The 24,154-nt window shown below is 42.8% G+C and carries 24 protein-coding genes; 15 read left to right on the top strand and 9 right to left on the bottom strand.

The genetic code is table 11. The annotated features are described in order from the left end of the window. The first annotated feature begins 230 nt into the window (after window positions 1–230). The 9 genes from Q4591_RS17600 (at window position 231) to Q4591_RS17560 (ending at window position 9,973) form a co-directional block, all read left to right on the top strand. The gene (locus Q4591_RS17600) at window positions 231–1,274 is read left to right on the top strand and encodes an XdhC family protein (protein ID WP_102437437.1); all 1,044 of its coding nucleotides are present in this window, start codon (window positions 231–233) and stop codon (window positions 1,272–1,274) included. Further along, a complete protein-coding gene (locus tag Q4591_RS17595; protein ID WP_102476963.1) occupies window positions 1,274–1,906 on the top strand; it encodes a nucleotidyltransferase family protein in 633 nt (210 codons plus the stop codon). Before Q4591_RS17600 ends, Q4591_RS17595 begins: the two co-directional genes overlap by 1 nt. Window positions 1,907–1,909: 3 nt before the next feature. Beyond that, the gene (locus Q4591_RS17590) at window positions 1,910–2,374 is read left to right on the top strand and encodes a (2Fe-2S)-binding protein (protein WP_303462147.1); all 465 of its coding nucleotides are present in this window, start codon (window positions 1,910–1,912) and stop codon (window positions 2,372–2,374) included. A gap of 2 nt (window positions 2,375–2,376) precedes the next feature. Beyond that, a complete protein-coding gene (locus Q4591_RS17585; RefSeq protein ID WP_102476965.1) occupies window positions 2,377–4,620 on the top strand; it encodes a molybdopterin cofactor-binding domain-containing protein in 2,244 nt (747 codons plus the stop codon). 295 nt (window positions 4,621–4,915) lie between these two features. Beyond that, window positions 4,916–6,430: a pepsin-like aspartic protease gene (locus Q4591_RS17580; protein ID WP_303462144.1), complete on the top strand. Its 1,515-nt coding sequence runs from the start codon at window positions 4,916–4,918 to the stop codon at window positions 6,428–6,430. Continuing rightward, the gene (locus tag Q4591_RS17575; protein WP_303462142.1) at window positions 6,427–6,993 is read left to right on the top strand and encodes a GNAT family N-acetyltransferase; all 567 of its coding nucleotides are present in this window, start codon (window positions 6,427–6,429) and stop codon (window positions 6,991–6,993) included. The genes Q4591_RS17580 and Q4591_RS17575 overlap by 4 nt, the downstream gene beginning before the upstream one ends. A 68-nt stretch (window positions 6,994–7,061) precedes the next feature. Next, window positions 7,062–7,862: an SAM-dependent methyltransferase gene (locus Q4591_RS17570; RefSeq protein ID WP_303462140.1), complete on the top strand. Its 801-nt coding sequence runs from the start codon at window positions 7,062–7,064 to the stop codon at window positions 7,860–7,862. Between the two features lie 48 nt (window positions 7,863–7,910). Next, entirely contained in the window at window positions 7,911–8,201 is a 291-nt protein-coding gene (locus Q4591_RS17565; RefSeq protein ID WP_303445689.1) for a hypothetical protein, read from the top strand. Window positions 8,202–8,251: 50 nt separating this feature from the next. After that, window positions 8,252–9,973 (top strand): GGDEF domain-containing protein, encoded by a 1,722-nt coding sequence (locus Q4591_RS17560; protein WP_303462138.1) that lies wholly within the window; start codon window positions 8,252–8,254, stop codon window positions 9,971–9,973. 145 nt (window positions 9,974–10,118) lie between these two features. On the opposite strand, the gene xthA is transcribed toward Q4591_RS17560, so the two are convergent. The 9 genes from xthA to Q4591_RS17515 form a co-directional block, all read right to left on the bottom strand. Beyond that, window positions 10,119–10,928 (bottom strand): exodeoxyribonuclease III, encoded by an 810-nt coding sequence (xthA, locus tag Q4591_RS17555; protein ID WP_102476971.1) that lies wholly within the window; start codon window positions 10,926–10,928, stop codon window positions 10,119–10,121. Further along, a complete protein-coding gene (locus tag Q4591_RS17550) occupies window positions 10,928–11,227 on the bottom strand; it encodes a YciI family protein (protein ID WP_102437429.1) in 300 nt (99 codons plus the stop codon). The genes xthA and Q4591_RS17550 overlap by 1 nt, the downstream gene beginning before the upstream one ends. An 18-nt stretch (window positions 11,228–11,245) precedes the next feature. Beyond that, on the bottom strand, window positions 11,246–11,791 hold the full coding sequence (locus tag Q4591_RS17545; protein ID WP_303462136.1) for a septation protein A: 546 nt from the start codon (window positions 11,789–11,791) through the stop codon (window positions 11,246–11,248). Window positions 11,792–12,086: 295 nt separating this feature from the next. Next, a complete protein-coding gene (gene trpA / locus Q4591_RS17540) occupies window positions 12,087–12,917 on the bottom strand; it encodes a tryptophan synthase subunit alpha (protein WP_198590468.1) in 831 nt (276 codons plus the stop codon). A gap of 4 nt (window positions 12,918–12,921) precedes the next feature. Continuing rightward, a complete protein-coding gene (gene trpB / locus Q4591_RS17535; protein WP_102437427.1) occupies window positions 12,922–14,127 on the bottom strand; it encodes a tryptophan synthase subunit beta in 1,206 nt (401 codons plus the stop codon). A 73-nt stretch (window positions 14,128–14,200) separates the two neighbouring features. After that, window positions 14,201–15,652 (bottom strand): bifunctional indole-3-glycerol-phosphate synthase TrpC/phosphoribosylanthranilate isomerase TrpF, encoded by a 1,452-nt coding sequence (gene trpCF, locus Q4591_RS17530; protein WP_102519773.1) that lies wholly within the window; start codon window positions 15,650–15,652, stop codon window positions 14,201–14,203. Next, window positions 15,652–16,692, bottom strand: a complete 1,041-nt coding sequence (trpD, locus tag Q4591_RS17525; protein WP_102437425.1) for an anthranilate phosphoribosyltransferase — start codon at window positions 16,690–16,692, stop codon at window positions 15,652–15,654. The genes trpCF and trpD overlap by 1 nt, the downstream gene beginning before the upstream one ends. Then, on the bottom strand, window positions 16,692–17,327 hold the full coding sequence (locus Q4591_RS17520; protein WP_102437589.1) for an aminodeoxychorismate/anthranilate synthase component II: 636 nt from the start codon (window positions 17,325–17,327) through the stop codon (window positions 16,692–16,694). Before Q4591_RS17520 ends, trpD begins: the two co-directional genes overlap by 1 nt. Before the next feature lie 38 nt (window positions 17,328–17,365). Beyond that, entirely contained in the window at window positions 17,366–18,916 is a 1,551-nt protein-coding gene (locus tag Q4591_RS17515) for an anthranilate synthase component 1 (RefSeq protein WP_198590903.1), read from the bottom strand. Window positions 18,917–19,391: 475 nt separating this feature from the next. On the opposite strand from Q4591_RS17515, the gene Q4591_RS17510 reads away from it, so the two are divergent. From Q4591_RS17510 to Q4591_RS17485, 6 genes are all read left to right on the top strand, one after another. Beyond that, a complete protein-coding gene (locus Q4591_RS17510; RefSeq protein WP_303462134.1) occupies window positions 19,392–20,252 on the top strand; it encodes a PHP domain-containing protein in 861 nt (286 codons plus the stop codon). After that, window positions 20,249–20,869 (top strand): L-threonylcarbamoyladenylate synthase, encoded by a 621-nt coding sequence (locus Q4591_RS17505; RefSeq protein ID WP_076537094.1) that lies wholly within the window; start codon window positions 20,249–20,251, stop codon window positions 20,867–20,869. Before Q4591_RS17510 ends, Q4591_RS17505 begins: the two co-directional genes overlap by 4 nt. Window positions 20,870–21,110: 241 nt before the next feature. After that, window positions 21,111–21,899, top strand: a complete 789-nt coding sequence (locus tag Q4591_RS17500; RefSeq protein WP_076537092.1) for a ScpA family protein — start codon at window positions 21,111–21,113, stop codon at window positions 21,897–21,899. A gap of 33 nt (window positions 21,900–21,932) precedes the next feature. After that, window positions 21,933–22,520, top strand: a complete 588-nt coding sequence (scpB, locus tag Q4591_RS17495) for an SMC-Scp complex subunit ScpB (protein WP_102437419.1) — start codon at window positions 21,933–21,935, stop codon at window positions 22,518–22,520. Continuing rightward, window positions 22,521–23,393 (top strand): 23S rRNA pseudouridine(2605) synthase RluB, encoded by an 873-nt coding sequence (gene rluB / locus Q4591_RS17490; protein ID WP_076537086.1) that lies wholly within the window; start codon window positions 22,521–22,523, stop codon window positions 23,391–23,393. 244 nt (window positions 23,394–23,637) lie between these two features. After that, window positions 23,638–23,973, top strand: coding sequence for a hypothetical protein (locus Q4591_RS17485; RefSeq protein WP_102437417.1), 336 nt, complete (start codon window positions 23,638–23,640; stop codon window positions 23,971–23,973). Window positions 23,974–24,154 lie beyond the last annotated feature (181 nt).

Here is a 24,154-nt window from a genome sequence, read left to right as displayed (position 1 = left end):
TATCTTACATCAGATTCATCTCCCTTAAACCAGCGAGTAGCCTGACTTGCTGGTTCAAACATAGTTATTCCTGCCCTTAAATTAATACAGTTAATACTTTGTTAAGTGCCATAAGGCTTTGCATTGTTTAGCGGCTTTGCTAGCTTATAGTCACTTAAAGCACTTATGCTGCTTTGATTAATTACTGCTGAGCGGTGTTTTCATATCAATCAGCATGCTGGCAGGGACTCATGGCACATCATTTATTATCATTGTTAGACACTTGGGCTGAAAAACCGCAACAAGACTGGACTTTAGCAGTCATCACTTCTGTTGAAGGTTCTTCATACCGCAAACCTGGCGCCATTATGTTGTTTGACCCTTTGGGGAAAACCTTAGGCATGTTAAGTGGTGGCTGCTTGGAAGCAGACTTACGTCGTCACGCACAAAAGTCCATACAAACCCAGCAAGTTCAGCAATTAACCTATGACGCCACTGATGAAAATGACACCAGTTACCAACTAGGTTGTGGTGGTTTGGTCAACATTATGATGGTGCCGCTATTAGGTGATAATCATTACCTCGGCTTAGCCGAGTTACATCACCAGCTGACGCTAGGTAAAAAAGGCTCGTACCAATTATCGATAGTTGAGCATCATAGCCATGCTGGCCAAGTCGTAGGTAAGTTCGTTGCTGATGACATAGCTTACAAGCAAACTGCAGCAGACATTATTACTGGTATTGTTACTGACGTGAGTTCTGACAATAACCTCAACTTGTTACGTATCCCAGTCAGAAGCCCATTTCATTTAGGGGTGTTTGGTGGCGGGTTGGATGCACAGCCTTTGGTGGCTATGGCGCAGCAGCTTGACTGGCAAGTCAGCGTATTTGATAGTCGCTCTGCGTATGCAAGAGGCTATGATTTTCCAGATGCTAAGATTTGTAAAAAACCACTAACGCAGATAGATTTGTTAGAAATACAACACCTTGATGCGGCCGTAGTTATGAATCATAACTTGGATATGGACGCTGCAGCATTAAGCCTATTGCAAGGAACAAACCTCGCTTATATCGCGCTTTTAGGGCCAACTCATCGAAGAGATAAAGTGTTGCAAAAATGTCAGCTTTCAACTGATGATTTTAGTGGCTTTTTCTCAGCCCCTGCAGGGCTGGCATTAGGCGGAGAGCTACCAAGTTCTGTGGCCTTAAGTATCTTGTCTCAATGCCACGGGGTATTACATCACGGACTTAAGCGGCAAGGTGAGTTAAGTAATCTTGATAAGGTCATGCTTTGATGAATTTATTTTCTACTCCCCCTAATGTGGTCTCCGTGATGTTAGCCGCAGGGGGTAGTACTCGCTTTAATGGGGCAAAACTTGCCGCAACGTTAAGCGCTGATAATAACGCGCAAAGCCTAATTCAACAGAGTTATGCAATATTGAGTAAGGCGACAACCGAGTTAGATCTATCGCCACCAGTTTTGGTACTTGGCGGCCATAAAGACCTACTTAGTCCATTACTCGCCAATGACATTGAGATATTAACCAATCAAAACTGGCAATCAGGTTTGGCAAGTTCAGTGGCTATGGCGGCAAGTTATGCCCAATCACAACAGGCTGATGCATTACTACTGACATTAGCAGATCAAGTTGCCATCTCTCATTCAGATTATTTAAGCCTGTATGGGCTTTTTTGCCAATTTGGTAAAACCACTGCGGCTTATTACCAGCAAAGCCCCGGTGTACCAGCCATCTTTCTCGCCAGTGACTTTGAAGCATTACAGCAACTTGAAGGCGACAGTGGTGCGAAAAAAATATTAACACGACATTTAGAACAGCAACAATTGACTGTTTTGCCATTAGCGCAAGCGGCAATTGATATTGATACTCAAACCGATCTCAAGCAGTGGTTGGTCAACAAGGAGTAAGTTATGACACAACAAACACAAACGTTGCAGGTAAATGGCAAAAATTTTAGCCTTGATGCCGACCCGAATATGCCCATTTTATGGGCGCTGCGCGATATCTTAGGCTTAACTGGGACTAAGTTTGGTTGCGGCGCTGGCTTATGCGGCGCTTGCACTGTTCACCTTGATGGCAAACCGGTTAGAGGCTGCCTGACCAGTATTAAGCAAGCAGCAGGTAAGCAAATTACCACCATTGAAGGCCTTGAAGCTGACAAGTTAAAAGCGGCTTGGGTTGAACATAACGTACCGCAATGCGGTTATTGCCAAGCAGGGCAGTTAATGTCTGCAGCGGCATTATTAACCACGACAGCCAATCCAACAGAAGCACAAATTGATCAAGCGATGACCGGTAATATTTGTCGTTGCGGCACCTATCCACGTATTAAGGCAGCTATTTTTACTGCTGCTAACAGCAAAGCGGAGGCGTAATTATGACTACCTTTACCGCCGTAGAAAATATGAGTCGCCGTGGGGTGTTGAAGTTATTTGGCGCCGTAGGAGGTGGTTTAGCCCTTGGAGCATCTGGGCTTGCTTGGAGCCCAATGGCCATGGCAGAAGGCAAACAAGCGCAGCTAAACTTGTTTATTGCCATTGGTGAAGACAATAAAGTGTATTTGACCTGTCACCGCTCTGAAATGGGCCAAGGGATCAGAACGGGTATTCCTCAAGTATTAGCAGATGAGTTAGAAGCTGACTGGGAACAAATCGTCGTCGTGCAAGGTCTCGCTAACGAAGAGTTTGGCAGTCAAAATACCGATGGCAGTCGCAGTATACGTAAGCATTATCAGCGAATGCGTCAAATGGGTGCTACTGCCCGAGTCATGCTTGAGCAAGCTGCTGCGAATGAGTGGAAAGTACCGCCATCGCAAGTGTATGCCAAGGCGGGTAAAGTCCATGATAAGTCCTCCTCAAAGTCGTTAAGTTTTGGCGATTTAGCGCTTGCAGCAAGTGTATTAACTACGCCAGCACTTGATAGTGTGACTTTAAAGCCTGCGTCAAAATTTACCCACATTGGTAAATCTCCCGCAATTGTTGATATGGACGACATGATCAGCGGTAAAGCGGTGTTTGGTTATGATATTAAGGTTGAAGGCATGGTTTACGCCTCAATCACTCGCCCGCCAGTTTTAGGCAGCGATGTTGCCTCAATTGATGACAGTGCAGCAAGGGCGGTTGCAGGAGTGCTAGATGTTATTCAAATTCCTATTGCTAAAGGCGCGCCGTTATTTCAAGCCCTTGGCGGGGTAGCTGTTATTGCGAGTAACACCTGGAGCGCAATTCAAGGTCGAAAAGCATTAAAAGTAACTTGGACCGAATCAGCTAATAGCCGTTATGACTCTGATGCAGATTTAGCTCAGCTAGTGACTCGGGTTGGCCAACCTGGACAAGTTATTCGCCAATTGGGTGACAGTGTTACTGATTGGAATAAAGATAATAGCTTATCAGCGGTGTACACAGTGCCGTATCTCACCCATGCGATGATGGAGCCACCTGTAGCGGTCGCTTCAGTTACCAAAGAAGGTTGCGAGCTGTGGGCATCAACTCAAACGCCCCAAAGCACTCAGAAAAATGTTGCCGGCACTTTAGGGCTTAAAGACGAGCAAGTTAAAGTCAATGTCACCCTACTTGGTGGTGGTTTTGGACGTAAATCTAAGCCCGACTTTAGTGTAGAAGCGGCGATATTATCCAAGCAACTGAATAAGCCAGTAAAAGTCAGCTGGAGCCGTGAAGATGAAATTCAAAATGGCTATTACCATGCAATTAGCGCTCAGTATTATCAAGCTAAGTTAGATAACAACCAAGCGCCACAAGCATTACTGGCTCGCAGTGGTTTCCCGTCTATTAGTTCAACCTTTGCTGAAGGCGTTGATATGCCATCGGCTGGCGAATTGGACCTGGGCTTTTCCGATATGCCGTTTAATTTACCTCAAATTCAATTAGAGTCAGTGAAAGCCACGGCTCACTCTCGTATCGGTTGGATGCGCTCTGTGTGTAATATTCAACACGGTTTTGGGATCGGTAGCTTTGTCGATGAACTGGCGGTCAATGCAGGTAAACCTTGCATTGCAATGTGGCGTGAGCTGCTCGGTACGCCACGCTATGAAAAGCTTGAGAACCAAATCGTCAAATACGGTAACTATGGTGAAACCTTAGATGATTTTCCCATCGATATTGGTCGTTTTCTTGGTGTTATCGATGCGGTAGAAAAAGCGATGGCGAAACACCCTAAAGTCAAAGACGGTCAAGGCTGGGGTTTTGCAGTACATCGTAGCTTTGTCAGCTACGTGGCGGTTGCGACATTAGTTGAAGTTAACGGCGATAACCTCAAGGTTTTAAAGAGTATCGCCGCCATTGATGCGGGTACAGTGGTTAACCCTGATAGAGCGCACTCGCAAACAGAAGGTGCGGTTATATTTGGTTTAAGCCTCGCGATGATGGGCGAGATTAGCTACAAAGACGGTAAAGTGGAGCAATCAAACTTCCATAACTATCGGTTATTACGAATGGGGCAATCACCTGAAATTGAAACCATTGTCGTGGCATCAAGCGCAAAACCCGCTGGTGTGGGTGAGCCCGGTGTGCCGCCAGTGGCGCCAAGTTTAACCAATGCGATTTTTGCTGCTACCGGTAAGCGCTATCGTGATTTACCACTGAATAAAGTGTTAAAAATGTAACTTTAGCCAGCAAGTTTAAACGCCCAAATTGGTGATAGAATTTGGGCGTTTTTTTGTAAGTATTTTTAATAACAAAGTATAAATAACACTGAAATTTGCAAGACCAGCACAGGCTTTATTGAAGTGAGCACATATTCGATTTAGAAGGTCAACAGTGACGCTTTTTGTAAAAAGGGGCCATGCTAATGTTTTGGCTAAGAGTTAATTAAAACAAGTAAGGTAATTTTATTTAATATAAGCTAAAGCTAAATTATCGATTCTAAAAGTACATCTCAACAGCACAGGACTGCGACACATGACAGCAACACATCCATTGGCCTTACCTCTCATCAATATTTATGCAAAAGGCGGTTACACAGTAAAGTTACATATTGGCAGTCAACAAACGGAAGTGAACTTAATTGTTGATTCAGGTAGTAGCACATTAGTTGTCGGTCAAGTCGCTTATCACCCCGAAGATGATACAGATTTAACGGCCACCAGTTTTGCTCAGGAAGTGACTTACGGTATCGGTGGTTGGGACGGGCCTGTCATAAATACGAATGTCACCATAGGCAATGATACATTTTCATTTACTTTGAATCCGTGTCCTGTAGCAGTGGTGTCTTCGCTGGCACAACGCAAAACATTTGGCGAAGCCAATGGTATTTTAGGCCTAGCTTACTATCAACTGAATTCAAGCTATGACCTGCATGATTATTTAGTTGAACGTAATGTTTCCCCGCCAGTTACCTATCCTTGGCCATTTTCAGAAGAGGATTCGGTTTGCCCAAATGATACTCATCACCACACTGATGAACATCAGCACTTTAGTAGCAATGATTTAACCCGCTTTAAGGCTTTTTTAAAAACTCAGCCAGAGCAGGATATTTTGCCGTATTTTACCCAGTTAGAAACTCAAGGATTATGTGCAAACAAGTTCGCTTTTTACTCTCAGCGATCCAGTGTGCATGTGGCAAGTGCAACGCCATCAAAAGCATCACTTGCTGCAGATCCTTTAAATCAGGGCTGGTTAATTCTTGGTGGTGGCAAAGAGCAAACACACTTATATCAAGGTCAATTCAAGCACATAAAGGTTGAACATAACGTACACTACAATGTCACCTTAGTTGGGATTAAAGTGGGTGACTTTGCGCAAATTAATGCCGCCGATCTTAAACCTGAATTTGCCTACTACTTAACCAATGCAATTATCGATACCGGCACTAGCGGTATCATGTTAACCGATGTGTTATTCGAGGGGTTAAAGCAGAACTTACACACACTGACTCAAACTGTAGCGGCGTCCAAACCAAACAAACACACTGGCATTCCACAGGATTTTTTAAGCTTAATTGCGCCTTTTACTGACCTTGCAGCACAAGAAGTGGGAATTGATGCCGAATTACTGGATTTAACTCAGTGGCCAGATATTGAGTTTATTTTTGCGGGACATTCTGAGTGTGATGGTCATGGCGGTGCGCCAGCTTCTCATACTCACTCTCAAACTCAAACTCAAACTCAAACTCATACTCAAACCAATAGTCACCAACCAGAACCCATCACATTAACTTGCAAGCCCCATGATTACTGGCAACTTAATAGTCCTTTACAAGGTAAAGCGTGTTTCAAAATTATTGGCAAGTTACCGCAGTGGGGTAATCAGTCATTAATTGGCTTACCGCTACTCAACAATTACTACGTTATTTTTGACCGAGAGGAACATAAAACTGGAGTGATTCGTTTTGCAGAGCAAGTACCCTTTGAATCAAAACTGGTGCAAGGGGCAGCCAAACATCAGCTATCAGTATCAACGGGTGCGGTTAAATGAATTACCGCTTTAACACTCAACGTCTGTCGATGCGATTAATACAGCAAGGTGATTTTGACATATTTGTGCAGCTTTATTCCGACCCTAAGACAATGCGAAAAATATGCGCCCCTTTTGAGCCGAAGCAAATCAAACAATTTTTCGAAACTGCCATTCAAAATAACCTTACCCCAACAAAAAAATACTGGGTTTGGGTCATCGAACACAATAACCAAGCAATCGGTTTACAAAGTTTATTTGCACAACAAAATCAATCGAACCGCGCAGATATAGGCATTATGTTACTAAGACAATATAACGGTAAGTTACTTGCTGAAGAGGCGACTATCGGCTTAATTAGTTTTGGTTTTAGTCAGCTTAAATTCGAACGAATTTACGCTCAATATGACAGCACCAATTATGCAACCCATAGGATTACCCAAAAGTTGGGGTTTATTAACGAACAGCCAGAAGCTGATATCACTGGTAAAAAAAGCACTAAAGGTAAACCTGAACACATCAGTAGTTATGTCACCGGAGAAACTTGGCAAAAATCACTGCCAAATCATATTAATACCTGTTAAATTGTTACCATCAAGGTAACATTGAAGCAACATTAGCTGTAATTATTAAGGCGTGAGAATACACTCCAATGAATGGATCTTTAGTTTGCGTAGGGTTAGGAATGACGCTAGGGGCGCATATTTGCCCTATTAGCAAGAGCCATATTGATAAAGCCGACGTGGTATTTTCTGGTGTCTCTAACGGTATTGTCGAGTTATGGCTTAAAGAAATGCACCCCGATGTCCGAAGCCTACAAGTCTTCTACGATAAAGGAAAGTCTCGCCACATTACCTATAAACAAATGGTTGATGCCATGCTCGCACAAGTCAGAGCGGGTAAAAAAGTCGTTGGCGCTTTTTACGGCCACCCAGGCGTATTCGCTCAAGCTCCCCATGTTGCAATCGAACAGGCAAAACAAGAGGGTTTTGCTGCCAAGATGATCCCTGGCATTTCTGCTGAAGACTGTTTATACGCTGATTTAGGCATCGACCCTGGTCGCGTTGGTTGTCAGCATTTTGAAGCAAGTCAATTTATGTTCTATCAACGTAAAATTGATGCATCTGCTTACTTAATATTATGGCAAGTGGGTGTGGCTGGCGATAAGTCATTACAGCGACTTGAGACAGGACAAGCCCATAAGCAACTGTTAGTTGAACTGTTACTTGAAACTTATCCTGCAGACCATTCGGTAATATTATATGAAGCGGCAGTTTTGCCGATTGATAAGGTTCGCCAACAGCATATCCCAGTTAACGAACTAGCCCAAGTTGCTATCCATCAACATACCACATTGGTGATCCCACCTTCAGAAAGTATGAAAGTTAATACCAAATTACAAACTCGACTGCTTGAGCTAGAAGCTCAATTAAGTCACCACCAAGCAAGCTAAATTGTAAATATAAGCTGGATTTACAAGACATCATTTTAAGGAGAAAACATGTCAAACATTATTCAATTACTCGAGCGTATGGGCCAAGATGCGGACTTACAAAATCCACTTTCATTAGCGGATGCGATTTCAACCTCTAACTTAACTCCCGAGTTAAAACTGGCTTTATCAAATAATGACATTACTAGCTTAGAAAAACAGCTCGATATTTGCCCTGATATTGTTTGTTTAATGGTCCCGGCTGAAAGTGACAAGCCGACAGAGGATGACAAACCTGCTGATGAAAGCCAGCCAAAAGATACAGATAACACCATTTCAAATATCAAACTCTCAGCTTAAATAGCTATCAGCATAACTTACAGGCGAAAATAAAAATGGATCTAAAGTTGATGAAAAAGTTTGTTTTTATTTTCGCGCTATTTATTTCAACATCGCTAAACGCAAATTACATCGATGATTTGTTAGTTAAGGCTGATAATCTACGCAGTAGTCACCCAGAAACGTTTCAGACAATATTATCAGAACTAGAACAAGCACAGCTGTCTCAGCAACAACAAGACCATTATCAATACTTGCTGGCTTATCAAAAATCATTTAAAGGTGACTTTAAAGGCGCGATAGCGCTTTATACCGATATTGTTGATAACGATCAAACATCCACGTCGATTAGATTTCGGGCAACGATATCACTGGTTAACATCTATGCTATATCGAAAGATTGGAATCAAGGCCTAAAGCATCTGCTCATTAGCCAAAGCTTATTGCCCGATATTGTAGATAACGAAAATAAACAACGTGGATTACTCATTAATGCCATTTTTTATAATCAAATTGGTCAATATGAGCTAGGTGAAGAATATGCCAGTAAGCTATCTGATTACGTCACAAAAGGCCGTAATCACTGCATGGCGGCGCAGCTTTCATTAGAAGCTAAATCTAAGCTCAATTTACTTGACTACGACAGTCCACTTTTTAATGATGCCATTGAGTCTTGCGAACAAGCAGAGGAGCCTGTGGTGCTGAGCGCGATTTATACCTCTAAGGCTTCATTATTAATTAAGCAAAATTATCATCAGAAAGCGTTAGTGCTATTGCTAAAACACCAATCGATGATTGAGCAAACCCAATACACCCCAATATTATCCTATTACCATGGATTGCTTGCTCAAGCCTATTTCGACTTAGGTGAAAACCAGCAGGCTAAAGAAATGGCTTTAAAGACATTAACTTATACTGAAACTTTAGGCAGTTCAGAACCAGAAGTGATTGCTAATAAAATATTGTATAGCCTTGCTGAACAAGCGAATAACCCCATTGAGGCGCTTAAATATTATCAACAATTTGCCGAAGCGGATAAGGCTTACTTGAATGATATAAAAGCCAAACACTTAGCTTTTCAACTCGCAAAACATCGAGCTGCTGAGCAACAAAATAATATTGAGTTTTTACGCCAACAAAACAATTTATTATTGCTAAAACAAAAGATTGATACCGTTGAATCAGAAAATAACCGTTTATTTATCGCACTGCTTATTTTGTGTGTCACCGTATTACTTGGAATGATTTTTAGAACCAAATCGACGCAAAAGAAACTGCGCCATCTAGCGCAAAATGATGGCCTAACCGGATTGTTTAATCGTCGCTATTTTACTCAAAAAGCCATTGTTGCGATTGCTCGGTGTAATAACCTCAAGCAGTCAGGCAGCTGTATATTGTTTGACTTAGACAGGTTCAAAAACATCAATGACAGTTATGGCCATAAAACTGGGGACTGGGTATTAAAAATGGTCGCTTCAGAGTGCAAAGAAATAGTCCGTAATAAAGATATTTTTGCCCGTGTTGGCGGTGAAGAGTTTTGTTTGTTTTTGCCCAACTGCAGCATAAGCGATGCATTAGTCATAGCTGAAACCTACCGAGCCAAACTTAATGCAATCATCACTGATGAAACAGGGTTTAATTTTGAGATAAGTGGCAGCTTTGGGGTGAGTGACTTCAGCACTTCTGGTACATCATTAGATAAACTGATTGCTGATGCTGACCATGCCATGTATCAAGCTAAGAAATCTGGCCGAAACAAAGTTTGTGCATCAACTGAAACTTATGCTGATTAATCTAGGCATCAATAAAGCCACCTTGGTCATTTAAAGCGAGGCAGTTATCAAAAAGCCTAACTACTATATACTCAAGGTGTAGTTAGGCTTTTTAGGACAAAACATAGGAATGCCAACCTTAAGGTTTTACATTCGCATCAGAAAACTAGTCTGAAAAAGTACTCCAAATCGGGGCGTGATCTGATGGTTTTTCAATCGCGCGTAAATCGTAATCTACGTCTGATTCAGTCAGCCTTGGCAACATAGATTTGGTCACCATCACCACATCAATACGTAAACCGCGGTTATCAACAAAGCCCTTACTGCGATAATCAAACCAAGAATAACGCTCAGTGCGATCTGGGTGTAATTCACGGAAACTATCAACAAAGCCCCAGTCTTTTAATGTCGCTAACCATTCACGTTCTTCAGGTTGAAAACTGCACTTACCGCTTTTAAGCCAACGCTTGGCGTTCACTTCACCAATACCAATATCTAAATCAATCGGTGAAATATTAATATCACCAATAATCGCGATATCTTCATCTGGGGTGTGGTTATCGGCAAGGTGTTGCATTAAGTCTTGGTAGAATTTGCGTTTAGCAGGGTATTTAGTCTCATGGCTGATGTTCTCCCCTTGTGGGAAATAGCCATTTATCACCGTTAGAATACGGCCATTAGCTTGAGTAAACTTACCCATGATCATCCGGCGTTGGGCATCTTCTGCATCGCTACTAAAACCTTTAATGACTTCAACAGGTTCAGCTTTTGACAGCATAGCCACACCGTAATGGGCTTTACCACCGTGATAATGTACGTGATAACCCATTGCTTCAACGTCAGCGACTGGAAATGCTTCATCGTGGACTTTGGTTTCTTGCAGGCCAATAACATCAGGCTGGTGGCTGTCGATTAACGCTTGCAGCTGATGCAAACGTGCTCGAATACCATTAATGTTAAATGAGACTATTTTCATTAAACCAGTACTCTTTTAAATGGCTTAACGATAACTTTTTCATAAACGCCCGCTGCAATATACGGGTCTTCATCTGCCCAAGCTTGTGCAGCGACTAATGACTCAAAATCAGCAACTACTAACGAACCGGTAAAGCCTGCTTCACCAGGATTTTCGTTATCAATAGCAGGATGAGGGCCTGCAACAAGCAAACGACCTTCGCCAGCCAATGCTTCTAGGCGCGCTAAATGAGCAGGGCGGACAGCCATGCGCTTTTCTAAACTGTTTTCAACATCTTGTGACGAAATCATGTACCACATAAGTAAGTTTCCTTAAGTTTATTTTGCTTGTTCAGACTCATCATGTTCCATATGTTTATACAGATACACAACGGTAATAACAGTATTGACCAGTGTTAATGCACTTAAGCCAAAGACTTTAAAGTTGACCCAGGTTTCTAGCGGCAAACTGAAGGCAACATAGATATTAGCCAAACCACAGGCAACAAAGAAGGTAACCCAATACCAAGTGACGTTGGCCCAAATGTTATCAGCACACTTCATTTCTTTGCCAAGCATGCTTTTTAAAATTGGCTTGCCAATTAACTGGCTGACAAGTAATGCGATGGCGAAGAAGGCATAGACTATGGTGACTTTCCATTTAATGAATGCGTCATCATGGAACACTAAGGTTAAGGTGCCGAAAAAGGTCACCATGGCAAAGGTGATAAAATGCATTTTTTCGACTTGTTTATAGAGCAAATAAGTCACGATAAGCTGCACGGCTGTGGCAGCAATTAGCGCACCTGTTGCAGTATAAATATCATAAAATTTATAGACGGTAAAAAAGATAACCAATGGCAGAAAATCAAGCAGTTGTTTCATTAGATGCAATAACCTAAAAGTAAGTGTTAGCAGTCCGTTTGCTAAAGGAAAATAATGGCTCAAAGTGTAGCAGTTACCGCAGCTGATCTGAAGTTGATTCGCCGTCGTTCGGCTGAACTTGGGGAAATTTTGATAAGTTTTTATTGATCGTTGAGGATCGGTATTGGCGCTGTGTATGTTTGGCCCCATTAATATAAAAAAATGCCGCAATCCTATTGGATTACGGCATATTTAGTTTCAATGTTTTGCTTTAATTAACGTCAGTTTATGTCCGTTGACTTGTAAGCTTACTCAATTAGCCCTTATGCGTCGCCGCTTTCATATTACGGGTAAATTCAGCTAACTGTTGTAGCAATGCCGCTTCATCGTGCTGGTTTCGCTCAATGATTTTCACTACAGCAGAACCTGAAATTGCGCCAGCAGCGCCAGCGTTAATAGCTTCACTGACTTGGCTTGGCTCAGCAATACCAAAACCTAATAATGGTGGCGGTGCATTATATTCAGCCAGTTTAGCGAGTATTTGATCAATGGGCTGGCCAGCTTTTGACTCTGTTCCTGTTACCCCAGCACGAGATAACAAATAGGTATAGCCTTGACCTTCAACGCTGACCATTTTTAAGGTGTCGCTATCAGCATTAGGCGGGGCGATAAAAATTGGCGAGATCCCGTGTTTTTTAGCAGCTTCACTAAAGGGAGCTGACTCTTCAACGGGCACGTCCGCAATTAGCACAGAATCAACACCGGCTTGTTGCACTTTGCTATAAAACGCATCAATGCCATTAGTAAACACAAGGTTTGCGTATAACAATAAGCCAATAGGCATATCTGGGTATAACTCACGCACTTGGGTGAGCAGCGCAAAGCAATCAGCCACTGTGGTGCCAGAGTCTAGGGCACGTAAGTTTGCGCCTTGGATCACAGGGCCATCTGCTAATGGATCTGAAAACGGAAAGCCTAACTCTAATGCGTCAGCGCCGTTATCCACTAGGGTTTTAATGATGTTAAGTGATACTTCAACCGATGGATCGCCTAAGGTCACAAAAGGCACAAAAGCGCCTTGTTTTTTAGCGGCTAATTCAGCGAAAGCAGCTTGATAACGATTGGTATTATTTACAGACATGTTGATTTCCTTATTTCGCAGCATCAGCTGAAGCACGTTGTTCTAGAATGTCAGAGACGGTGAAAATATCTTTATCACCACGGCCCGAAAGGTTAACCACTAAAATGGTTTCTTTGGTTGCCTCTTTTGCTAATCGTACGGCATAAGCGATCGCGTGAGCTGACTCTAATGCTGGGATAATCCCTTCAGTGCGAGCCAATAACTGGAAACACTCTAAGGCTTCATCATCGGTTGCTGACTCATATCGAGCGCGGCCAATTGAATTTAAATAAGCATGCTGTGGACCAACAGATGGGAAATCAAGACCTGCTGACACTGAGTATGATTCTTCAATTTGGCCATCGCTATTTTGCATTAGCGGCGCTTTCATCCCAAAGAAAATACCAGTTTTACCGTGCTTTAACGGCGCGCCGTGCATTGGGGTATCAATGCCTTTACCTGCCGGCTCAACGCCAATAAGCTCAACGTCTTTTTCATCAATAAAGTCAGCGAACATGCCAATGGCGTTTGAACCTCCACCGACACAGGCAATCACGGCATCTGGTAAACGGCCTTCTTTTTTAAGAATTTGCTGTTTAGTTTCTTCACCAATCATGCGCTGAAATTCACGTACAATTGTCGGAAATGGATGCGGCCCAGCAGCTGTGCCTAATAAGTAATGTGCTTTGTCATAACTTGCAGACCAGTCACGCATGGCTTCATTACAAGCATCTTTAAGGGTACCTGAGCCTGAGGTGACAGGGATAACTTCTGCGCCCATTAACTTCATTCTAAATACGTTAGGTGATTGACGCTCAACGTCTTTAGCGCCCATGTAAACTTTACATTTAAGCCCTAATAACGCACAGGCTAATGCCGATGCAACGCCATGTTGGCCTGCTCCGGTTTCTGCAATAATTTCTTTTTTACCCATACGTTTTGCCAGTAATGCCTGACCTAATACTTGGTTAGTTTTATGGGCGCCGCCGTGGAGTAAGTCTTCACGCTTTAGGTAAATTTTTACCATTGGGTTAGGGCTTAAATTACGGGTTAATGTCAGCGCAGTTGGGCGGCCAGCATAGTTTTTCAGTAAATCAGTAAACTCTTTTTGAAACTCAGGATCTTCTTGAGCATCAACAAAGGCAGTTTCTAGTTGCTTAAGAGCAGGGACTAGAATTTGTGGCACATACATGCCGCCATATTCACCAAAATAAGGGTCTAACTTAAGCTTTGTCATGGGTATTCCTTAATGATTCTGTTTAATTTTGTTGTTTAGCAGGCGCTTTGCCATTCAGTCTTGCCTAATGGCACTAATTCTTTCTAATGGCGTTAAAGGCTAAATTAATTTTGTGTGCATCTTTAATTCCGGGCGCAGATTCAACCCCTGAATTAACATCTAAGCCATAAAAGCCTTGCTGGTTGGCTTCAAATATATTTTCGGGTGTCAGCCCACCTGCAAGCATGGCGTTATCTCGTTCAGTCGCTGTTATAACTGATGAATCGAGTAACCCTTGCCAGTTAAATGTCTCGCCGGTGCCGCCAAATCCAGCACTATTTTTACTATCGAATAAGTATCGGCCACAGCCTTGTGCTTTATCGCCAACGGTATTGGTGCTGCTTTCTACGCTCACCGCTTTCCAAATTTGGCAATCAAGCTTGGCGCTTGCGAGTAATTGTTTTAGCTCGCTTATGTCGGCGCTGGTTTCATTACCGTGTAATTGCACTACCTTTAAACCAACAGCCTTGACGGTTGCAACGATTTCAGCATTGGCTTGATTGACAAATACGCCGACAAAATGAAGTCCAATGCCTGCTTGCTGGCTTTGGTTAACAAGGTCTGCCGCGTGTTCAACGCTGACATGACGTGGCGATTTTGAATGAAAGATTAATCCGCCAAATACCGCGCCCGCTTGAGCTACCACGCTAATGTCTTCAAAACGGGTTAAACCACACACCTTATTATTGCCAAAAATGAGCTGACGACAGGCTAAATCAATATCATCTTGGGCCATAATTGAACTGCCAACAAGGTAGCCATCAACCAGTGGATTTAATCGCTTAACTTGTTGGTTGGTGTAAATGCCAGACTCACTAATAATAACTCGGTCAGCTGGAATTTGCGGCGCTAAGGCTTCTGTCATGGCAAGGTCGGTACTTAAGTCACGCAAGTTACGGTTATTAATACCGATAATAGCGGCATTAAGTTCAATTGCTCGGTCTAACTCTTGTTGATTACTGACTTCAGTTAAGGCATCTAAATTGTATTTTGCGGCTTCAGCGGCTAAAAGCTTGTATTGCTCATCATCAAGTACTGACAACATTAATAGCACTGCATCGGCGCCTTGATGAGCCGCAAGCTTGATTTGGTATGGGTCAACAAAGAAGTCTTTGCATAAAATAGGTTGGCTAACGCGAGCGCGTACTAACGGAATATAGTCTATATCGCCTTGGAAAAACTGCTCATCGGTTAATACTGAAATACCGGCGGCATATTTGACGTAAATGTCGGCAATGGCTTCAACATCAAACACAGGGCGAATGAGGCCTTTAGAAGGGCTGGCTTTTTTACATTCAAAAATATAACCGGCATTGGGTGCCTTAAGCGCATCAAACAAACTACGGTCTGAAATTTTTGGCTGTAAGCTGGCTTCAGGGTAGCGCAATTTTAATGAGGCAATATGCGCTACTTTGGTATCAACAATCTTGGTTAATACGTTTGATTCTTTATCCGCTGTATTAGCGCCAGAGTTAGTGGTAGTCATTATTTCGCATCCTCTTGTTGGCTTGCTGCAGCGAGTTGGGTTAATACTTCATAAGCTTTACCACTGTTGATGGTTTCAAGTGCTAACGCTGTGCCTTGCTGTACCGTGTCACACACACCGCTGACATAAAGCGCACAGCCGGCATTAATGGCGACAGCGTCACGATGAGCAGGTTGGCCTTCACCTTTTAAAATTGCTTGGGTGATAAGGGCATTGTCACTTGGCTCACCACCTTCTAGTGCTTTAATTTCTGCAGGCTCAACACCTAAGTCTTGTGGGGTCAATTTATAAAAACGAATTTTGCCATCATTAAGCTCAGCTACTTGGGTTTCGCCATGTAACGCAACTTCATCTAAACCGCTGCCATACACCACCATTGCACGTTTCACGCCTAAGGCATTAAGCACATTGACAATCGGCGCGATTAGTTTCGGTGAATACACCCCAAGTAACATGGCTTCAGGTTTTGCTGGATTAATCAGCGGGCCTAGAATATTAAAAATGGTGCGAGTTTTAAGGGCTTGCCTTACAGGCACAGCATGTCTTACACCGGCATGGTAATGGGGCGCAAACAAGAAACATAAACCAAAATCATCAACACATTTACTGGCAGATTCAGGGCTCATGGTTAAGGCTATGCCGCAGTGCGATAGCACATCAGATGCGCCCGATTTACTCGATACGCCGCGATTACCATGTTTAGTGACTTTTGCTCCTGCAGCTGCAGCAACAAAAGACGCGGTAGTAGAGATATTAATGGTGTTATGGCCATCGCCACCTGTGCCAACAATATCGACTACGCCTTGGCTTAACGACGATGCGCTTCGTGGGAAAGGTTTAGCCGCTCGACGCAGCGCATCTGCAGCACCTGTTATTTCATCAATGGTTTCGCCGCGCATTTTTAGCGCCACTAACATGCCCGCCATGGCGACGGGATCCATTTCGCCAGCAACAATAGCACTAAATAATTGCGCACTTTGGCCGCGAGTAAGGGCATTACCTTGGTATAGCGAGTCTAAAAGTGGTTGTAGCTCAGCCATTACAGGGCTCCTTTAACTGGTGAATCAACACTAGCTGACGTATCAACATCTGCAGATGTTTGAGTTAGGTAGGTAAGCGTTTGCGTTAATAAGGTGCTGCCTAAAGTGGTTAATATTGATTCTGGGTGAAATTGAAAACCCACCACTTTATCTTGAGGATGCAAAATTGCCATTGGCATATCATCTGTACTGGCAATGACCTCTAAACATGCCGGCACTTGAGTGGCGACTAAGCTGTGATAACGGGCAACGGGCAGAGGTGAAGGCAGGTTAGCAAATACACCTTCGCCATTATGAATGGTTGGACTGGCTTTACCATGAACGACAAAAGGAGCGCGTTCGACTTTACCGCCGTAATGCTCAACCATGGCTTGATGACCCAGACAAATTCCCAACATAGGGACTTTACCCGCCACTTTTGCAATAAGCTCCATCATGCAGCCTGCTTCGTGAGGCGCACCGGGGCCGGGAGATAATACTAATGCGGCTTTACCGTTTTCGCTTATTAGCTTTTCTGCTAAATAATCAGCACTGACATCATTACGATAAATCATCACTTCAAAGCCTAAGCAGCGGAATTGATCCACCAAGTTATAGGTAAATGAGTCGAAGTTATCGAGTAAATACAATTTCATATTATTGTCTTGGCTGGCAGTTGTGTTTAAAAGAGTGCTCATAGTCCGCCTCCCATTTTAATTGCTGAAATAACGGCTTGTGCTTTTTGGCGGGTTTCGTTGGCTTCAGCTTGGGGATCGGAGTCAAACACCACACCCGCACCAGCTTGAATATGGGCAACATCATGTTTAACAAAGGCTGAGCGGATCACAATACAGGTATCCATATCACCTAAACCATTAAGGTAACCGACAGCGCCGCCATAACTGCCACGACGAGCTTGTTCAGCTTGTCTAACTAACTGTGAAGCACGAACTTTAGGCGCGCCAACTAAGGTGCCCATATTCATACTTGCTTGGTAGGCATGTAGTGCGTCTAAATCTTCGCGTAATTGACCTGTCACCCGACTCACCAAATGCATCACGTGAGAGTAGCGGTCAACTTTTAATAACTCGGCCACTTTACGACTGCCGCTTTGACTAATACGAGCAATATCGTTACGGGCCAAATCCACTAACATTAAGTGCTCAGAGAGCTCTTTTTTATCAAGGCGCAGTTCAAGTTCAATACGGCTATCTAAATCAAAATCAATCTGGCCATCGGCAGTTTTACCCCGTTGGCGGGTACCCGCAATAGGGTAGATTTCAACTTGATTGGTGGCGGCTTCATATTTAAGGGCACTTTCAGGTGATGCGCCAAATAAAGTGAAATCAGGACCACGAAAGTAAAACATGTATGGACTTGGGTTAGTCAGTCTTAATGCGCGGTATGCACCTAGAGTATTAGGGCAAGGCAAGCTAAAGCTACGTGAGGGGACAACCTGGAAAATATCGCCAGCAACAATGTGCTCTTTTAAATCAACCACGGTTTGTTTAAAGGCTTCATCGCTGATATTGACTTGAGTCGGGGCATCAATACTGACCAATGGCGCAACTGCTGCCAATGTTTGGCAATTGGCTTTAAGCTGAGTAACTCGCTCAAGCAGTGACGAGGCTTGAGCTGCACTGTCGAAAAATTGATGAGTAATAATGTCGGCTTGCTGGGTTTGGTGGTCAACCAAGATTAAGGTTTCAGCTAAATAAAATAAGTAATCAGGGCAATCGTTGTCGGCATTAGGAACATCAGGTAGCGGCTCTACCGTATCAATCAAGTCATAGGCCAACACACCGCCTAAAAATAAGTCCTCAAAAGCATCACTTTGATCAGTTTGTATGTGCTGGACAAACATTCTTAAACCATCAAGGGGTGAGGTGGACTTTAAGCGGGCATCTTCATCTTGTAGCTCTTTGGCTTTAGCAAGATGAATGGTAATAACATTATCTTGGCGTTGTTGCTCACTGGATTGGAAAAAGTTACTGATTGGCGTAAGTAAGCTGGCGCCGTTATCAGTTAATGCAGTAAAGGTGAGCAGGTAACCATCACAGCGGACCATCATGGCTGCATGGGTCAATACAATACTTTTAAGATGATCTTTGCTTTCTATTTCTGCTGACTCTAACAACATAGTATGCGGCGCATTAGCAGTAATATGCTGATAAAGACTAAGCGGGTCAGCGTGATATGCTAAGGTCTGCTTTTGGGTTACCACATGGGCAAATTGATGTTCCATAATGCTTATTGCGCCTCGCTTATAGTGTGCTTTTTCATACTCTGTTCTCTTCATTTTAGCTTGGATTGCGTTAGTTTTATTTGAGAGTGCAAGCCGTAAATAGCAAAAAAGCCCACATCTCTGCGGGCTTTTTAGTAAAATCTTGTGTTATTTAAATAACCACAACGCTTCACACCACCCGTTAATTTGGGAAGTGCCACCACCAACTGATGTTTAACGCGTTAAAGTTTGTCATTTAAAAAGGTTCTCTTTATGTCATTTGCAGGTCATTTCACTGCGAAGTCATTTATAATGGGTTTTATATTCTGTAACTAGCTATAGAAGACCTTAGCTGGCTTATAAAGTCAATTGAATATTTCTCAAATTTATTATTTTTTTACAACTAGCGACTAAAGCAGTAGCAATTTGATGTATATGTAGCAAATAAACGCTAGATGGCTAAGCATTCTAACAAAGTTTAAAGTACAATAACCTAATGATAACAGACTCCCTATTGGCCGATCTTCACAGCCACACGACCGCATCTGACGGCGTACTCACTCCTGCTGAACTTGTTGAACGTGCCATTGATAAAGGCGTGCAAATGTTCGCTATTACTGATCATGACACCGTTGCTGGATTGGCTGAAGCGCATCAATACAATAACCAACATTCCACGCCATTAAAACTGATTAATGGCGTTGAAATTTCAACTCGTTGGAATAACTTTGATATTCATATTGTCGGTTTAAATTTGGATATTACCGATGCTGCGCTACTTGCGTTTTTAACAAACCAACGTGAATTACGTGAGCAACGGGCTAAAGACATTGGTATTCGTTTAGCTAAGGCGGGTATTGAAGGTGCGTATGAAGGCGCACAAAAATTTGCAGCAGGCGCAGCTATCAGTCGAGGCCATTATGCGCGCTGGTTAGCTGAAAAAGGCTATGCCAAAGATATGCCGAGTGTTTTTAAACGGTATTTAGCCCGCAATAAAACCGGTTATGTTCCCAATAATTGGGGCGATATGGCCAGCGCGATTAATATTATTCACCGTAGTGGTGGCGTTGCGGTATTAGCTCACCCAAGCGGGTATAAGCTATCTGCTAAATGGCTTAAAAAATTAGTCCGTGAATATAAAGAAGCGGGCGGTGATGCGATGGAAGTCGTATTAGGACAACAAAGTATTGATGATAGAGCCAACTTGGTCGCATTAAGTCATTTGAATAACCTAATGGGGTCAATTGGCAGTGATTTTCATTTTCCAAGTAATTGGATTGAGTTGGGTAAAAATTTATTCCAACCTGCTGGAATACAGTGGGTGTGGCAAGCAGAATCTTGGACGGAGCGAACATGAGCCAATTTTTTTATATACATGATGAAAACCCGCAGGCGAGATTAATTAGCCAAGCGGTTAATATTTTAAAACAAGGTGGGGTGATTGTTTATCCTACCGATTCAGGTTATGCACTGGGCTGCATGATCGGTGAAAAAGATGCCATGACCCGTATGGCGCGCATTCGTAAGATTGATAACGACAATAATTTTTCGTTAATGTGTCGCGATTTATCAGAATTAGCCAATTTCGCTCGAGTGGATAATCAAGCTTACCGCTTATTGAAAAGCTGCACACCTGGGCCTTATACCTTCATCTTTAAAGCCAGTAAAGAAGTGCCGCGTCGACTACAATGTGACAAGAAAAAGACCATTGGTATTCGTGTGCCAAACAATTTAATTGCACTGGCATTATTGGAAGCGTTAGAAGCGCCAATTATGTCTACCAGTTTAGTGATGCCAGATGCAGAATTTGCTGAGTCTGATCCTGAGCATATTCGAGATATTTTAGAGCACAATGTCGATGCTATTATTCATGGTGGTTACCTTGCTGAAAATCAAACCACGGTTATAGATATGTCTGAAGGCGATATCGATATAATTCGTCAAGGCGCCGGCGATACCAGTATTTTTGAATAACCCTTGCAACGGTTGAATGCACAAGTTTGATTGATAGTGGTTTCAACCACAGTCAATAGTGCGTATAATCGCGCGTTTGGTAATTTCTCGCTAAAATTAGATGCAGATATTTTCTGAATACTTAGTTGATATAAGTTTAATCTTTGTGAAATACAACAGATATAGCCAAACAGTAGTAATGTAGTTTAATAAGTTATTTGACTTAGAAAGCTGATTTTAATCATTAAATTAAGGGACGACAATGCAAGGTATCCAGAAAAGTTTACCTTTAGCGGTTGTTCGAGGCGAAGCGTTTGACGCAATGCCTAATGATTTATTCATTCCTCCTGAAGCCCTTGAGGTGTTTTTAGAAACATTCGAAGGCCCGCTAGATTTATTGTTGTACTTAATTCGTAAGCAAAAACTCGACGTTGTTGACTTACCAATAGAAAAAATCACCAGCCAATATTTAGCTTATATTGAAATTTTAACCGAAGCGCGAATAGAGCTTGCCGCTGATTATTTAGTCATGGCAGCCACATTAGCCGAGATAAAATCACGACTACTGTTGCCTAAAATGGCAACCGAAGAAGACGATGATGAAGATCCTCGGGTAGTGTTGATTCGTCAATTGAAAGCTTATGAAGTTATCAAACAGGCATCAGCTGATTTAGATGAACTTCCGAGGCTAGAGCGAGATGTATTTTTAGCGAAAGCGACACTCTCGCCCAATGTAAAACCAATGGTGATGCCACCTGAAGTGTCTTTAGTTGATATTGCTCAAGCATTTTCAGAGGTACTCAAAAGAATTGATGCCAACGAACATCACCATGTAAAACGCGAGCTATTATCGACCCGTGAACGCATGAGTCAGATATTAGCTTTACTATCGACCGAGCATTATGTGCCATTTACTGATTTATTTGACATTAGTGAAGGCCGAGCTGGCGTGGTAGTGAGCTTTTTAGCTTTAATGGAACTGGTTAAAGAGCTATTGGTTGATTTGGTTCAAAACGAGCCGTTAACCCCCATTTATGTCAAAGCGTTTTAAGCTGCATTGCACAAGATACGATAAAGGATGACCATGCAAATAAACATGATTCAATTAAAACAATTAATCGAAGCCAGTTTATTTGTGTTGGGTAAACCACTAACCGTAAAAGCATTAAAAGACACAGTATTAGTGAAATTTGATGTCTCTCGAGCACGCATTAAAGAATGCCTCGATGAATTACAACAAGATTATCAAGAGCGTGGGGTACAACTGGTCGAAGTGGCTGGTGGTTATCGCTTTCAAACCCAAGAGCTGTTAAGTGAATTCTTACAACCATTGTGGCAAGAGAAATCCCCTAAATATTCACGTGCGACCTTAGAAACCTTAGCAGTAATTGCATACAGGCAACCAGTTACTCGCGGTGATATTGAATATGTAAGAGGTGTGGCCGTCAGCAGCCACATAATAAAGAGTTTAGCTGATAGACACTGGGTAAAAACAGTGGGTCATAAAGAAGTGCCTGGGCGACCGGCACTCTATGCCACCACCAGTGAATTTTTATCATATTTTGGCTTGAAAACCCTAGCAGACTTACCGTCGCTATCGGATGAAGAGTCATTGCAGGCGTTATTTGAGAAAGTCTCAATGGCGTCACAACAAACAGAAGAGTCGAACTAGATGAGCGAAAAATTGCAGAAAGTCTTGGCCCGTGCAGGCCATGGCTCCCGTCGTGAGATGGAGGCATGGATTGCTGCAGGCCGTGTTAGTGTAGACGGAGAAATTGCCAACTTAGGTGATCGCGTTGAAGCAGAAGCTAAAATCCGTATCGATGGCCGTGCTATAACCATCAAAACCGAAGATGACATTATTTGTCGTGTGTTGGCATACCATAAGCCAGAAGGTGAAATTTGTAGTCGTAAAGATCCTGAAGGCAGAACAACGGTTTTCGAACGTTTACCGACAATACGTGACTCACGTTGGGTAGCGGTAGGGCGTTTGGATATCAATACTTCAGGTTTACTGTTATTTACCTCTGATGGTGAACTAGCTAACCGTTTAATGCATCCATCAAATGAAGTTGACCGTGAATATGCGGTGCGCACATTTGGTGATGTACCTGAAGCGGCAGTTCAACGTCTTCGTAAAGGCGTGACATTAGAAGATGGTCCTGCCAACTTTGACACCATCAAAGCTGCTGGTGGTGAAGGCCTTAATAAATGGTGGCATGTGACCCTAAAAGAAGGGCGTAACCGCGAAGTTCGCCGCTTATGGGAATCACAAGAAGTGCAAGTTAGCCGTCTTATCCGTATTCGTTACGGCATGGTTGAGCTACCTAAGTCACTACCTCGTGGCGGTTGGGTTGAACTGGATATGGAGCAAGTAAACTACTTGCGCCAAGTTGCAGGTCTAGAGCCTGAAACTCGCACCATGTTAGGTACTGATAAACACAGTGTCGCTCGTGCTAAAGTGAAAGGCGCTAAGATCCGCCGAGCCGTGCGTAAGCACAAAACTACCGCAGCGCGTCCTAAATCAAACCGCCAGCGTAGTTAATACGTTTTAGTACGTGCTTGTTTGACACAAAAGGCCACACTATGTGGCCTTTTTAATACCTAAAACCTCTGCCTACTTATTAAAACACCCGTAATAAAGCATTATTAGTTAGTCATTTCGTGGTGTTTTGCTATTAATCTCATAATTCCCTATCGCTAACTTGAAACTGTGATATCTGCTAACTATATTTAATGTTGATGGTTTTTTCATCAATTACGTACACTTACAGTTAAGGGAGTATTCAATGAAAAAGTTAATCGGTGCCATCTTTGTGTGTCTTATCTATGGCTGTGCTTCATCGCCAGCAACCTGGAAAGGAATGTCAGAAAGAGATATTGCAGATTGGAAAGCGATAGGCTTTGATGCAGCTAAAGCTCAAAAATGGAGTAAGAGCGGCTTTAATGCTGAACAATCACAGCAATGGAGCGAAGCGAGCTTTAATGTTGAGTCAGCAGCTGAATGGTCAAAAGAGAAATTTAATCCAGAAGAAGCGGGTACATGGAAGCAGTCAGGGTTTGAATTAGAAGATGCCATAGAAGATCGAGCTAAAGGCCTAACCCCAGTAAAAATGGATAACTAGTATCAGATCGCAAATAGTGAGTACGAAATGGCAGCACAAACCACAAAATTGCTGCCGAAATAGTCAAACAGAAAGATAATGACAATTTATGCTTTACACCAGACAGTGAGATAGCTATTATCTCGCTCGTTCGGAGAGATGGCAGAGTGGTCGAATGCACCGGTCTTGAAAACCGGCATGG

The organism is Shewanella sp. 3_MG-2023, assembly GCF_030548765.1.
In the GTDB taxonomy this organism is placed as follows: Bacteria; Pseudomonadota; Gammaproteobacteria; order Enterobacterales; family Shewanellaceae; genus Shewanella.
The sequence above is the reverse complement of the archived record's forward strand: the minus strand, read 5'-3'. Positions and strand labels throughout refer to the sequence as shown.

Excerpts from the sequence above, each read along its gene's own strand:
- Q4591_RS17600 (WP_102437437.1), top strand. The coding sequence starts at position 231 with ATGGCACATCATTTATTATCATTGTTAGACACTTGGGCTGAAAAACCG.
- Q4591_RS17595 (WP_102476963.1), top strand. The coding sequence starts at position 1,274 with ATGAATTTATTTTCTACTCCCCCTAATGTGGTCTCCGTGATGTTAGCC.
- Q4591_RS17590 (WP_303462147.1), top strand. The coding sequence starts at position 1,910 with ATGACACAACAAACACAAACGTTGCAGGTAAATGGCAAAAATTTTAGC.
- Q4591_RS17585 (WP_102476965.1), top strand. The coding sequence starts at position 2,377 with ATGACTACCTTTACCGCCGTAGAAAATATGAGTCGCCGTGGGGTGTTG.
- Q4591_RS17580 (WP_303462144.1), top strand. The coding sequence starts at position 4,916 with ATGACAGCAACACATCCATTGGCCTTACCTCTCATCAATATTTATGCA.
- Q4591_RS17575 (WP_303462142.1), top strand. The coding sequence starts at position 6,427 with ATGAATTACCGCTTTAACACTCAACGTCTGTCGATGCGATTAATACAG.
- Q4591_RS17570 (WP_303462140.1), top strand. The coding sequence starts at position 7,062 with ATGAATGGATCTTTAGTTTGCGTAGGGTTAGGAATGACGCTAGGGGCG.
- Q4591_RS17565 (WP_303445689.1), top strand. The coding sequence starts at position 7,911 with ATGTCAAACATTATTCAATTACTCGAGCGTATGGGCCAAGATGCGGAC.
- Q4591_RS17560 (WP_303462138.1), top strand. The coding sequence starts at position 8,252 with ATGAAAAAGTTTGTTTTTATTTTCGCGCTATTTATTTCAACATCGCTA.
- xthA (WP_102476971.1), bottom strand. The coding sequence starts at position 10,928 with ATGAAAATAGTCTCATTTAACATTAATGGTATTCGAGCACGTTTGCAT.
- Q4591_RS17550 (WP_102437429.1), bottom strand. The coding sequence starts at position 11,227 with ATGTGGTACATGATTTCGTCACAAGATGTTGAAAACAGTTTAGAAAAG.
- Q4591_RS17545 (WP_303462136.1), bottom strand. The coding sequence starts at position 11,791 with ATGAAACAACTGCTTGATTTTCTGCCATTGGTTATCTTTTTTACCGTC.
- trpB (WP_102437427.1), bottom strand. The coding sequence starts at position 14,127 with ATGACAAAGCTTAAGTTAGACCCTTATTTTGGTGAATATGGCGGCATG.
- trpCF (WP_102519773.1), bottom strand. The coding sequence starts at position 15,652 with ATGACTACCACTAACTCTGGCGCTAATACAGCGGATAAAGAATCAAAC.
- trpD (WP_102437425.1), bottom strand. The coding sequence starts at position 16,692 with ATGGCTGAGCTACAACCACTTTTAGACTCGCTATACCAAGGTAATGCC.
- Q4591_RS17520 (WP_102437589.1), bottom strand. The coding sequence starts at position 17,327 with ATGAAATTGTATTTACTCGATAACTTCGACTCATTTACCTATAACTTG.
- Q4591_RS17515 (WP_198590903.1), bottom strand. The coding sequence starts at position 18,916 with ATGGAACATCAATTTGCCCATGTGGTAACCCAAAAGCAGACCTTAGCA.
- Q4591_RS17510 (WP_303462134.1), top strand. The coding sequence starts at position 19,392 with ATGATAACAGACTCCCTATTGGCCGATCTTCACAGCCACACGACCGCA.
- Q4591_RS17505 (WP_076537094.1), top strand. The coding sequence starts at position 20,249 with ATGAGCCAATTTTTTTATATACATGATGAAAACCCGCAGGCGAGATTA.
- Q4591_RS17500 (WP_076537092.1), top strand. The coding sequence starts at position 21,111 with ATGCAAGGTATCCAGAAAAGTTTACCTTTAGCGGTTGTTCGAGGCGAA.
- scpB (WP_102437419.1), top strand. The coding sequence starts at position 21,933 with ATGCAAATAAACATGATTCAATTAAAACAATTAATCGAAGCCAGTTTA.
- rluB (WP_076537086.1), top strand. The coding sequence starts at position 22,521 with ATGAGCGAAAAATTGCAGAAAGTCTTGGCCCGTGCAGGCCATGGCTCC.
- Q4591_RS17485 (WP_102437417.1), top strand. The coding sequence starts at position 23,638 with ATGAAAAAGTTAATCGGTGCCATCTTTGTGTGTCTTATCTATGGCTGT.